10 protein-coding genes are annotated in these 11,888 nt (G+C 59.1%); 6 read left to right on the forward strand and 4 right to left on the reverse strand.

Features of this window, described 5'->3' with window-relative positions; translation table 11 throughout:
* The 3 genes from der to ACIOZM_RS29655 form a co-directional block, all read left to right on the forward strand.
* On the forward strand, positions 1–1,386 hold a 1,386-nt coding region (gene der / locus ACIOZM_RS29645; protein WP_401220726.1), incomplete at its 5' end, for a ribosome biogenesis GTPase Der.
* A gap of 213 nt (positions 1,387–1,599) precedes the next feature.
* Complete coding sequence (locus ACIOZM_RS29650; protein ID WP_401220729.1) at positions 1,600–2,748, forward strand: pyridoxal phosphate-dependent aminotransferase; 1,149 nt, start codon at positions 1,600–1,602, stop codon at positions 2,746–2,748.
* Positions 2,736–3,527, forward strand: coding sequence for an amidohydrolase (locus ACIOZM_RS29655; RefSeq protein WP_401220731.1), 792 nt, complete (start codon positions 2,736–2,738; stop codon positions 3,525–3,527). The genes ACIOZM_RS29650 and ACIOZM_RS29655 overlap by 13 nt, the downstream gene beginning before the upstream one ends.
* A gap of 187 nt (positions 3,528–3,714) precedes the next feature.
* Here ACIOZM_RS29655 and leuA read toward each other — a convergent pair whose 3' ends face one another.
* From leuA to ACIOZM_RS29675, 4 genes are all read right to left on the reverse strand, one after another.
* Positions 3,715–5,394 carry a 2-isopropylmalate synthase gene (gene leuA, locus ACIOZM_RS29660; RefSeq protein WP_401220733.1) on the reverse strand — a complete coding sequence of 560 codons (1,680 nt, stop codon included), beginning with the start codon at positions 5,392–5,394 and terminating at the stop codon, positions 3,715–3,717.
* 452 nt (positions 5,395–5,846) lie between these two features.
* A complete protein-coding gene (locus ACIOZM_RS29665; RefSeq protein ID WP_401220736.1) occupies positions 5,847–6,668 on the reverse strand; it encodes a peptidoglycan DD-metalloendopeptidase family protein in 822 nt (273 codons plus the stop codon).
* A 3-nt stretch (positions 6,669–6,671) separates the two neighbouring features.
* Positions 6,672–8,051 (reverse strand): exodeoxyribonuclease VII large subunit, encoded by a 1,380-nt coding sequence (gene xseA, locus ACIOZM_RS29670; protein ID WP_401220738.1) that lies wholly within the window; start codon positions 8,049–8,051, stop codon positions 6,672–6,674.
* 123 nt (positions 8,052–8,174) lie between these two features.
* Positions 8,175–9,062 (reverse strand): LysR family transcriptional regulator, encoded by an 888-nt coding sequence (locus ACIOZM_RS29675; protein WP_401220741.1) that lies wholly within the window; start codon positions 9,060–9,062, stop codon positions 8,175–8,177.
* 100 nt (positions 9,063–9,162) lie between these two features.
* Here ACIOZM_RS29675 and ACIOZM_RS29680 point away from each other — a divergent pair, with 100 nt between their 5' ends.
* From ACIOZM_RS29680 to ACIOZM_RS29690, 3 genes are all read left to right on the forward strand, one after another.
* Positions 9,163–9,930 carry a sulfite exporter TauE/SafE family protein gene (locus ACIOZM_RS29680; protein WP_401220743.1) on the forward strand — a complete coding sequence of 256 codons (768 nt, stop codon included), beginning with the start codon at positions 9,163–9,165 and terminating at the stop codon, positions 9,928–9,930.
* Between the two features lie 164 nt (positions 9,931–10,094).
* The gene (locus ACIOZM_RS29685) at positions 10,095–10,643 is read left to right on the forward strand and encodes a sugar ABC transporter ATPase (RefSeq protein WP_401220746.1); all 549 of its coding nucleotides are present in this window, start codon (positions 10,095–10,097) and stop codon (positions 10,641–10,643) included.
* A 205-nt stretch (positions 10,644–10,848) separates the two neighbouring features.
* Positions 10,849–11,888: IMP dehydrogenase (locus ACIOZM_RS29690; RefSeq protein WP_401220748.1), on the forward strand; the 1,040-nt coding region annotated here is incomplete at its 3' end.

Raw genomic sequence — 11,888 nt, forward strand, 5'->3', positions numbered from 1 at the left:
ATTGTCGGCGACTTTTCCGGTCAGACCCGTGATCGCCAGTACGGTGAGGCCAAGTGGCAAGGGCGTTCCTACATTCTGGTCGACACCGGCGGTATCTCCGGTGACGAGCATGGTATGGACGAAAAAATGGCCGAGCAGTCGCTGCTGGCCATTGAAGAAGCCGATGTCGTTCTGTTCCTGGTAGATGCCAAGGCCGGTTTTACCGCCGCCGACCAGATGATCGCCGAGCATTTGCGCAAACGTAACAAGCGTTCCTACGTGGTTGCCAACAAGGTCGACAACATCGACCCTGAAATGGCCCGCGCCGAATTCGCTCCGTTGGGCATGGGCCACGCGATTCCTATCGCCGGTGCTCACGGCCGTGGCATCACCCAGATGCTGGAAATCGCTCTGGGCGACTTCCCGAGAGATGAAGAAGAGCCGGAAGACGGCGAAGAAGAGATCGTTGCCGAAGGCGAGGAAGCCAAGCGCATTCCTGGCCCTAGCGAAAAAGACGGGATCAAGATCGCCATCATCGGTCGTCCGAACGTTGGCAAGTCGACGCTGGTCAACCGTATGCTCGGTGAAGACCGGGTTATCGTGTACGACCAACCCGGCACCACGCGCGACAGTATCTACATCCCGTTCGAACGGAATGAAGAGAAGTACACGCTGATCGACACCGCCGGTGTGCGCAAGCGCGGCAAGATCCACGAAGAAGTCGAAAAATTCTCCGTGGTCAAAACCCTGCAGGCGATCAAAGACGCCAACGTCGTGATCTTCGTGATGGATGCCCGTGAAGGTGTGGTCGATCACGACCTCAACCTGCTGGGCTTCGCCATTGAGTCGGGTCGTGCGCTGGTCATCGCGATCAACAAGTGGGACGGCATGACGCCGAGCGAGCGCGACTTCGTGAAGGTCGAGCTGCAGCGTCGTCTGTTCTTCGTTGACTACGCCGACATTCACTTCATCTCGGCGTTGCACGGTACTGGCGTAGGCAACCTCTACGCTTCGGTGCAGAACTCGTTCAAGTCCGCGGTCACCCGCTGGCCGACCAACCGTCTGACCCAGATCCTCGAAGACGCCGTTGGCGAGCACGCGCCACCGATGGTCAACAACCGTCGGATCAAGCTGCGTTACGCCCACTTGGGTGGTGCCAACCCGCCGATCATCGTGATCCACGGTAACCAGATCGAGAAAGTGCCGAAGTCGTATGTGCGCTATCTGGAGAACACTTACCGTCGTGTGCTGAAGCTGGTCGGTACGCCGATCCGCATCGAGTTCAAGGGCGGCGAGAACCCGTACGAAGGCAACAAGAACACGCTGACAGACCGCCAGGTCAACAAGAAGCGTCGTTTGATGTCGCACAACAAGAAAGCCAGCAAGAAGCGCCGCGACAAGAAGTAATCCATTGCTTCATGTAGGAGCTGCCGCAGGCTGCGATCTTTTGATTTTGATTTAAAAACAAGATCAAAAGATCGCAGCCTGCGGCAGCTCCTACAGGGTTCGGCGATAAAAAGGGTGCTCGCCAGAGCGCCCTTTTTTTATGGGCGCCGGATGGGCTATCCTCGGGCTCTCCCGTGCCGTCGTCAGAGCGGGGAGCAGAGCAGGGAACCCCCGATGATCACCAGTAAGCTGCCGAATGTCGGCATCACTATTTTCACGCAGATGTCTCAGCTCGCGGCGCAGACCGGAGCGATCAACCTGTCCCAGGGTTTCCCTGATTTCGACGGCCCGCAGTCGTTGCGTGACGCGGTGGGTCGGCACATCGCCAGTGGCCATAACCAGTATTCGCCAATGACCGGCCTGCCAGCGCTGCGCGAGCAGATCGCAGCGAAGATCGCCCGCAGTTATGGCGTCAAGGTGAATGCGGACACTGAAGTCACGGTAACGCCCGGCGCGACTCAGGCGATCTTCTGTGCCATTCAAGCAGTTATCCACAACGGCGACGAAGTTATCGTTTTCGACCCGGCCTATGACAGCTACGAGCCAGCGGTAGAGTTGGCCGGCGGTCGTTGCGTGCATGTGCAGCTTGGCCTGAATGACTTCTCCATCGATTTCGACAAGCTCGGCGCGGCACTCAGTCCCCGTACGCGGATGATCATTCTCAACACCCCGCACAACCCGAGCGGCGCGTTGATCAGCCGGGCTGAACTCGACCAATTGGCAGCGTTGATCCGTGATCGCGATATCTACGTGATCAGCGATGAGGTCTACGAACATCTGGTGTTCGACGGCGTGCCGCATGTCAGTGTATTGGCTCATGAAGAGCTGTATCAGCGTGCCTTTGTGGTCAGCTCGTTCGGCAAGACTTACCACGTTACCGGCTGGAAAACTGGTTACGTGGTCGCGCCACCGGCGCTGACCGCCGAACTGCGCAAAGTGCACCAGTACGTCAGTTTCTGCGGCGTGACACCGCTGCAATATGCACTGGCCGATTACATGGCCGAACACCCGGAACACGTCGAAGAGCTGCCGGCGTTCTATCAGGCCAAGCGTGATCTGTTCTGCGATCTGCTGGCACCGTCGCGATTCACTTTCACTCGCGTCACCGGCACCTACTTCCAGTTGGTCGATTATTCGCAAATCCGTCCCGACCTGAACGATGTCGAGATGGCGATGTGGATGACCCGCGAACACGGCGTTGCGAGTATTCCGGTGTCGGTGTTCTACCAGAATCCACCCGAAGGCCAGCGCCTGGTGCGTCTGTGCTTTGCCAAACGCGAGGAGACGCTGCGTGAAGCGGCGGCAAAACTATGCGTGATCTGAGTGCGTTACCCGATCTCAATCTGGCGCTGATCCAGACCACACTGGCCTGGCATGATCGTCAGGCCAACCTTGAGCATTTCGACGTGTTGCTGGAACAGGCGCGCGGGGCGGATCTGATCATCCTCCCGGAAATGTTCACCACCGGTTTCTCGATGGAATCGGAAACCCTCGCCGAACCTGAAAATGGCCCGACCAGCAAATGGCTGCGTGCGCAGGCGGCGAAGCTCAATGCGGTGATCACCGGCAGCGTGATCATTCAGGCCGCCGACGGCAGCCATCGCAATCGCTTGTTGTGGGCGCGGCCGGATGGCGAGGTCTGGCATTACGACAAGCGTCATCTGTTCCGCATGGCCGGCGAGCACAATCACTACACCCCCGGCGAACGCCAGGTGCAGTTCGAGCTCAAGGGCTGGCGCATCCGCCCGTTGATTTGCTACGACCTGCGCTTTCCGGTGTGGAGCCGTGATGCGCAAGACACGGACTTGCTGCTGTACACCGCCAACTGGCCCGGCGCGCGGCGTTTGCACTGGAACCGCTTGCTGCCGGCACGGGCCATCGAGAACCTGTGCTACGTGGCGGCGGTGAATCGTGTTGGTACCGATGGCAAAGGCTTCGCTTACACCGGAGACAGCCAGGTGCTGGACTTCCAGGGCGAGACGTTGTTGGCGGCGGGGGAGGCGGATGGGGTGTTCAAGGTTGTGCTGGAGGCAGCGGCGCTGGCGGCGTATCGCGAGCGTTTTCCGGCGAATCTGGATGCGGATACCTTTGAGTTCACCTGATATTTTTGCTGTCTGAGCTGCCTCTATCGCGAGCAGGCTCACTCCTACAAGTGATGGTATTCGCAACACAAATCCACTGTAGGAGTGAGCCTGCTCGCGAAGAGGGCATCAGCTTCGATACAAAACCATCAGGCAAAAAAAGGCCCCGAAGTTTTCACTCCGGGGCCTTTTGCATTTCAGCGAACGCTTACGCCGCTTTCGCTTCCGGCTGGCTCAGGGAGCGGTTCAGAGCACTGAACAGCGCCTTGAAGCTGGCGGTGGTGATGTTTTCATCGATGCCCACGCCGTGTACCGCACGTTCGCCGTTCACACGCAGCTCGATGTAGGCCGCCGCTTTGGCGTTGGTGCCCGCGCCGATCGCGTGTTCGTTGTAGTCCATGATCTCCACCGGAATCGGCAGGCCGGCGACCAGTGCTTCCAGCGCGCCGTTGCCTTTGCCGCGCCAGTGCAGGTTGGTTTCGCCCTGACCCTTGCTCGCCACTTCCACTTCGACGGCGCTGTTGCCGTTTTCTTCCTGCAGGCGATGGCTGACCAGCGCGTACGGGGTGTTGGCTTGCAGGTATTCGCTGATCAACAGCGAGTGAATCTGCTTGGCGGTCATCTCCAGCCCCAGACGGTCGGTTTCACGCTGCACCACCTGGCTGAACTCGATCTGCATGCGACGTGGCAGGCTGATGCCGTATTCCTGCTCCAGCAAGTAAGCGATGCCGCCCTTGCCCGACTGGCTGTTCACGCGGATCACTGCTTCGTAGCTGCGGCCAATGTCGGCCGGGTCGATCGGCAGGTACGGCACTTCCCACAAGGTATCCGGTTTCTGCTGGCTGAAGCCCTTGCGGATCGCGTCCTGGTGCGAGCCGGAGAACGCGGTGTGCACCAGATCGCCAACATACGGGTGACGCGGGTGAACCTGGATCTGGTTGCACTCTTCGACAACTTTGCGTACGCCGTCGATGTCGGAGAAGTCCAGCTCAGGGTTGATGCCCTGGGTGTACATGTTCAATGCCACGGTGACCAGATCGACGTTACCGGTACGCTCGCCGTTGCCGAACAGGCAGCCTTCGACACGGTCGGCGCCGGCCATCAGGCCCAGCTCGGTGGCGGCTACGCCAGTGCCACGGTCGTTGTGGGTGTGCAGGCTGATGATCACGCTGTCACGACGATTGATGTTGCGGCCGAACCACTCGATCTGGTCGGCGTAGATGTTTGGCGTCGCGCACTCAACAGTGGCTGGCAGGTTGAGGATCATCTTGTGCTCAGGCGTCGGGTTCCAGACCTCGATCACCGCATCACAGACTTCCTTGGCGAACTCCAGCTCGGTGGCGCTGAAGGTTTCTGGCGAGTATTCGAAGGTCCACTCGGTGTCGGGCTGCTGGGCGGCGTATTTGACGAACAGCTTGGCAGCGTTGACCGCGATGGCCTTGATGCCGTCCTTGTCTTGGTTGAAGACAATGCGACGGAAGGATGGCGACGTGGCGTTGTACAGGTGAACGATGGCTTTCTTCGCTCCGCGCAGGGATTCGAAGGTGCGCTCGATCAAGTCTTCGCGGCCCTGGGTCAGCACCTGAATGGTGGTGTCGTCCGGGATATGGCCGTCTTCGATCAGCGTACGCACGAAGTCGAAGTCGGTTTGCGAAGCGGCCGGGAACGAAGCTTCGATTTCTTTAACGCCAACCTGCACCAGGGTTTTCCAGAAGCGCAGCTTCTTTACCGCGTCCATCGGCTCGATCAGCGACTGGTTGCCGTCACGCAGGTCGGAGCTGCACCAGATCGGCGCGGTGTCGATGGTTTTCGACGGCCAGGTGCGATCCGGCAGGTTGATGACGGGAAACGCGCGGTATTTCGAAGACGGGTCTTTGAGCATGCTCATCGGGAAATTCCTTATTGTCTGGGCCGAAAAGAGGCGGCCTGCCGGTGGAACGAATGTTCGGGGAAAAGCTTGGGACGAGGCGCAGCGATTCAGCCCGGCAGTCGTGCACTAACGAGGCACAGACTGCGGTGCTGGCGAAGCTGAATAAGGGTGTGAGAGGTTTTCATGCTTTCAACCCTAACCGCGAGGGGGGAGGATGGCAAGCGGTCGAAAAAAATTGAGAGGAATACTCGAAAAGCGGGGTTTTGCGAGATTTTATTGTGCGTAATGATCGTGATTGTATTGATGTTTGCGCGGGGTTGGACTGGTGCGCAATTGAGGGTGGTGGGGTTTTAGAAGGATTTGCGGTGACGTTGAGTCAGTCATCGCCAGCAGGCTGGCTCCCACAACCACACAAATACCCTGTGGGAGCTAGCCTGCTAGCGATGAGGCCGGTGTCATCAGTAAATCAATCAGGGTTGGAACGCACCAATGAAGATTGCCGGATCAACCCGCGCATCATTCAGGCTGACGTTCCAGTGCATGTGCGGCCCGGTCGCACGCCCAGTCGAACCCACCTTGCCCACCACACCACCGCGTGCCAGTTGATCGCCGACCTTCACGTCGATCTTCGACATGTGACAGAACATGCTGATAAAGCCCTGACCATGATCGACAAACACCGTGTTGCCATTGAAGAAGTAATTGCCGATCAAAATCACCTTGCCCGCCGCCGGAGTCTTGATCGGCGTGCCGGCCGGCACCGCAAAGTCTAGGCCCGCGTGAGGATTGCGTTCTTCGCCATTGAAGAACCGGCGCACGCCAAACTTGCTCGACAGCGGCCCGTTGACCGGTTTGTCCAGCAGCAGGTTGCTCGGCGTATTCGGGCTGAAGCTGCGGTAAGCCTTGATCTGTTCGGCCAACTCGCCTTCGATGCGCTTGAGGTTCGACTGATCCGGATTCACCTGCTGTTTGTTCTTCAGGGTGATGTGTTGTTCCGGGTATTTCTTGTTGCCGACGGTGAACGGCAGATTGCGTCCGCCGCTGCTGATTTGCTGGGCGCCGGGTTTGACCGTCAACGGCACGCCGACAATCGCCAGCCAGTTGTTCTGTTCCTTGACCACCAACACCGGTTTGCCTTGATACGTGGCTTTCGGCGCTTGTGCAGCCGCGCCCAGATCGACCACCGCCACACCGCCCGGCACCGGTTTGTTCAGCAGCCGGGTGATGTAGCTGTCGGCGTGGGCGTTGAAGGTCAGGCACAGCAGAAACAGTGGAGCCAGAAAACGCGGCATGGATCAGTCCAGTAAAGAGAGGGTGACAGGCGTGAGGTGGTTGTCCTCGACGCGCACTTGCAGTTCGCCTTCGCCGAGCTTGGCTTTCAGGCGCTGGCCGGTATGGGTCTGCGCTGCATTGCGAATCGCGTTGCCGCGCTCATCCAGCAAAATGCTGTAACCACGGCCTAGGGTCGCCAGCGGGCTGACCACATGCAACGTCTGCATCTGACTGTGTAGTTGCAGGCGACGGCTTTTCAGGCCCTCGCGGATGGCACGCGGCAGGCGTTCGGCGAGGCTGTCGAGACGTTGACGCAACAGCGCCAGTTGCCGTCCCGGATGTTGCCCGGCGAGACGGGTTTCGAGGCGGATCAGGCGTTCGCGACGGGTATTGAGACTGCGCTCGAAAGCACGGCGCATGCGCATGTCCAGATCATCCAGACGCTGCGCTTGCTGACGCAGGCGTTCGCCGGGATGGCGCAGGCGGCGGGAAATGCCTTCCAGACGCAGGCGATCACGCATCAAGCGATCACGCATGCGCATCACCAGCCGCCGATGCAGGCTTTCAACGCGGCGCACCAGATCACTGGAATCCGGGGCGAGCAATTCGGCAGCGGCGGAAGGCGTCGGGGCGCGGACGTCAGCGACAAAGTCGCTGATCGACACGTCGGTTTCATGGCCGACGGCGCTGACAATCGGCGTCACACAGGCATCAACCGCCCGGGCCACAGCCTCTTCGTTGAAGCACCAGAGATCCTCCAGCGAGCCGCCGCCACGGGCGAGGATCAACGCGTCAAATCCACGGGCATCCGCCAGTTTCAGCGCACGGACGATTTGTGCGGTGGCCTCGCGACCTTGCACGGCAGTCGGGATCAGCGTCAGTTGCACCTGCGGCGCACGACGGCGGAACACGCTGATGATGTCGCGAATCACTGCGCCGGTTGGCGAACTGATGATGCCTATGCGTTGCGGGTGCGCGGGCAGCGGCACTTTGCGTTCGGCGCTGAACAGACCCTCGGCGCTGAGCTTTTCTTTCAATGCATCGAAAGCCAGCCGCAACGCGCCGTCACCGGCCGGTTCCACGGTGTCGAGGATCAACTGATAGTCGCCACGACCTTCGAACAGCGAAACCTTGCCGCGCACTTTGACCGCCAGACCGTCCTTCAGCGCCTGACGCACCCGCGCCGCGTTCTGGCGAAACAGTGCGCAACGCACCTGCGCGCCACTGTCCTTGAGCGTGAAATAGATGTGGCCGGACGCAGGTCGGGCGAGGTTGGAGATTTCGCCTTCGACCCAGATATTGCTGAACACGTCTTCAAGCAACACCCGCGCGCGGCCGTTGAGCTGGCTGACGGTCAGAACCTCACGGTCCAGGCCAAGTCTTGCAAAGGGATCTTTAATCATGGGGCGCAGTTTAAAGGCAATCTCTAGGTCAATGCACGATCCGTGTAGGAGCTGCCGAAGGCTGCGATCTTTTGACTTTGCTTTTAAAAGACAAGATCAAAAGATCGCAGCCTTCGGCAGCTCCTACAGGGGATTTGTGAAGTGCTTGATGAGGTTTTGAACCAGCGGGGTGGGGTTTTGGCGGTAGGCGAGGGCGACGATGCTTTGGCAGTCGGGGTCAGCCAGCGGCAGAAATCTTACGCCGGGCGGGGCGATGTCCTGCATCGATTCCGGTAGCAGGGCGATGCCGAAACCCGCCTGAATCAATTGTAACTGCGTGGTCTTGCGCGACATGACCCGCGCCGCTTTCGGGAAAAATCCCTGACGCATGCACAACTCGGCGCACAGATAACTCAGGCCACCGCGTTGCGGGTGGGGAATCGAGATGAACGCCTCGTCCTTCAGTTGCGCCAGATCGACGTGATCCGCGTCCGCCAATCGATGTCCCGCAGGCACCGCCAGCAACAAGCGTTCAGTGAACAGCGGCACAATCTGAATACCTTCGCGCTGACGCAATACCGGCAGGCGCAGCAGGCCGATGTCGAGTCGTCCCTCGGCGAGTTCCTCAAGCTGCGCTTCGGAGGACAGTTTGCCGATGTCCAGCGACACGCCGGTCTGCTGATCGAGATAAGTGCTGATCTGACGTAGCAGATGTCCGCTGAACGACACGGTGCTGGAATGACTCAGGCGCAAAGTGCCGAGCTGACCATTGCCGACCTCGGTGGCCATGTTGCTGGCCTTGCTCAGATCATTCAGCAGGTTTCTCGCTCGCGGCAAAAACGCTTCGCCCGCTGCCGTGAGCCGAGGCTGGCGTGCGGTGCGTTCGAACAGTGGTGTTTGCAGGCGGGTTTCCATGTCTTTGATCTGTCGGCTCAGCGCCGATTGAGCGATGAACAGGCGCTCGGCCGCCGCACTGAAGCTTCCGCACTCGGCGATTTCCACGAAGTAACGCAATTGACGGGTTGAAAGCACCAGGTATGCCTTTTCGAGATGGGTTGGCGGCTTTGATGATATTAGTCGCAACCCTCGGCGCTGGCTAAAGTCATCTCAGGCTTATTAAGGAAGCGCGGCGATGAGTGTGTTGGGGTTGCTGGATCAGTGGGCGTGGAGTGCCGGGGATTGGGCGGTGATCAGTCTGGGTATCGCGCTGGCTTACATCGTGTTCGGCATTGCCGGTTTTGGTACGGCGCTGGTGGCGGGACCGATTCTGATTCTGTTCATGCCACTCTCGAAAATTGTGCCGTTGCTGGTGCTGCTGGATTTCGTCGCAGCGTTTGGCAATTTGCTGCCATCGCGCAGGGATGTGGCGAAACCCGAATTGTTGCGGCTGCTGCCATGCATGGCGGTCGGTTGTACGCTGGGGGTGATTTTTCTGCTCAATCTCAAATCCGATGTGCTGCTGTTGTTGATGGGGCTGTTCATCAGCGCTTATGCGATTTACAGCCTGTCGGTGAAAGCCCGGCCAGAGCAATTGTCTACCGCTTGGGCGCTGCCGATGGGCACGGTGGGCGGGTTGTTCGGGGCGTTGTTCGGCAGTGGCGGCTTTTTATATGCGATCTATCTCAACAGTCGTCTGCCGAAAGACGCCGCCCGGGCCACACAAAGTGCGCTGATCAGTTGCAGCACGGTGGTGCGTTTGAGCCTGTTTGCCATCGCCGGGGTGTATGCCGAGCTACCCTTGTTGGTACTGGCGGTGTGTCTGTTGCCGGCAATGGCGCTGGGGTTGTGGATCGGGCGGCGGCTGACCCTGCGCTTGTCGCGCGAGGCGTTTGTGCGGCTGGTGACCTGGTTGGTGTTGGCCAGCGGGATTGCGCTGATCGGGCGTTACATCAGCACTTGACCGGATTTCGTCAGGGATTAAGCTGCCGGCCGCAATTCCCTGTAGGAGTGAGCCTGCTCGCGATAACGGTGTTTCAGTCGATATTGATGTGTCTGACAGACCGCTATCGCGAGCAGGCTCACTCCTACAAGGGTTTATCTCGGAATTTGCAGCAGGCTTGCACCATGAATTCGCAAAGCATCATCGTCCCGAAAATCTCCACCCTGCCGGTCCACGAACCCCGGGCCCGGGCGATCGTGCGCTGGCTGGTGCGCAAGAACATCATCAAGGAAGAACTGACCACTTGCGGGCGAACCGGCAACCGCATGGCCTATGCCATTGCCGACGGCGCACGTGCGGTGGTGTTGCACCCGGAAGCGTTGCCGTTCGGCGAGCCGATCAATGGCCTGGAGATCATCACCAAGCGTTGCATCTACACCCCGGCCAAGGGTTTTCTCGAAGAAGCAGGTTGTGCCGAGTGCCGCAAAGAAGTCGGCGAAGCGCTGTTTGAAAGCCTCGAAGACTGGATGCCAGGGCGCACCGACAACTTTACCTGCCCGGAATGCGGACATGAAGATGACATCAACGGCTTTCTGTTTTTGCAGCCGTGCGGCTTTTCCAACCTGGGATTTATCTTCAACAACTGGCTGGAAGCAGGCTTCAAACAGAGCTTTATCGACGAATTTGCCGACTGGCTGGACCTGCCGGTGAGCTGGGTAAAGGTCGAACTCTGAACATGTAGGAGCTGCCGCAGGCTGCGATCTTTTTGATTTTGATTCCTGAAAAACCAGATCAAAAGATCGCAGCCTGCGGCAGCTCCTACACAGAGCGGATTTCCGTATATCAGTAATGCTGAATTAGACAGAGTTTTACATTGAACCCGAAGGGGTGTCTGACTATAATGGCGCGCTTCCATTTTCCCGCTCGGGAGCCCCCGCGATGCTGCGTATCAGCCAAGAAGCTTTGACCTTCGACGACATTCTCCTAGTGCCCGGTTATTCCGAGGTGCTTCCTAACGAAGTCAGTCTGAAAACCCGCCTTACCCGTGGCATCGAGCTGAACATTCCTCTGGTTTCTGCCGCCATGGACACCGTGACTGAAGCCCGTCTGGCAATTGCCATGGCTCAGGAAGGTGGCATCGGCATTATCCACAAGAACATGACCATCGAGCAGCAAGCTGCCGAAGTGCGCAAGGTCAAGAAGTTCGAAGCCGGTGTTGTCAAGGATCCGATCACCATCGAAGCCGATGCTACCGTGCGTGATCTGTTCGAACTGACCCGCATGCATAACATTTCCGGCGTTCCGGTGCTGCACGATGGCGACCTGGTCGGCATCGTCACTTCCCGTGACGTACGCTTCGAAAACCGTCTGGACGCCACTGTCCGTGAAGTCATGACGCCGAAAGAGCGTCTGGTCACGATCAAGGAAGGCGCCAGCAAGAACGAAGCCCGTGAACTGCTGCACAAGCACCGCATCGAGCGCGTGCTGATCGTCGACGACAAATTCGCCCTCAAAGGCATGATGACCGTCAACGACATCGAAAAAGCCAAGGCTTACCCGCTGGCCAGCAAGGACGATCAAGGTCGTCTGCGCGTTGGCGCTGCAGTCGGTACCGGTAAAGACACCGGTGACCGCGTTGCCGCTCTGGTCAATGCCGGTGTAGACGTGGTGGTGGTCGACACCGCACACGGTCACTCCAAAGGCGTGATCGACCGCGTTCGCTGGGTCAAACAGAATTTCCCTGATGTGCAGGTGATCGGCGGCAACATCGCCACCGGCGCCGCTGCCAAGGCTCTGGCCGAAGCAGGCGCTGACGCAGTCAAGGTCGGTATCGGCCCTGGCTCGATCTGCACCACGCGCATCGTCGCCGGTGTCGGCGTTCCGCAAATCAGTGCCATCGCCAACGTTGCCGCTGCCCTTGAAGGCACTGGCGTTCCGTTGATCGCCGACGGCGGCATCCGTTTCTCCGGTGACCACCG

The organism is Pseudomonas sp. NPDC087346 (assembly GCF_044744235.1).
In the GTDB taxonomy this organism is placed as follows: Bacteria; Pseudomonadota; Gammaproteobacteria; order Pseudomonadales; family Pseudomonadaceae; genus Aquipseudomonas.

Bases quoted from the DNA above. Each gene is read 5' to 3' on its own strand.
- ACIOZM_RS29680 (WP_401220743.1), top strand. From the start codon at position 9,163: ATGAGTGTGTTGGGGTTGCTGGATCAGTGGGCGTGGAGTGCCGGGGAT.
- ACIOZM_RS29685 (WP_401220746.1), top strand. From the start codon at position 10,095: ATGAATTCGCAAAGCATCATCGTCCCGAAAATCTCCACCCTGCCGGTC.
- xseA (WP_401220738.1), bottom strand. From the start codon at position 8,051: ATGATTAAAGATCCCTTTGCAAGACTTGGCCTGGACCGTGAGGTTCTG.
- leuA (WP_401220733.1), bottom strand. From the start codon at position 5,394: ATGAGCATGCTCAAAGACCCGTCTTCGAAATACCGCGCGTTTCCCGTC.
- ACIOZM_RS29655 (WP_401220731.1), top strand. From the start codon at position 2,736: ATGCGTGATCTGAGTGCGTTACCCGATCTCAATCTGGCGCTGATCCAG.
- ACIOZM_RS29650 (WP_401220729.1), top strand. From the start codon at position 1,600: ATGATCACCAGTAAGCTGCCGAATGTCGGCATCACTATTTTCACGCAG.
- ACIOZM_RS29665 (WP_401220736.1), bottom strand. From the start codon at position 6,668: ATGCCGCGTTTTCTGGCTCCACTGTTTCTGCTGTGCCTGACCTTCAAC.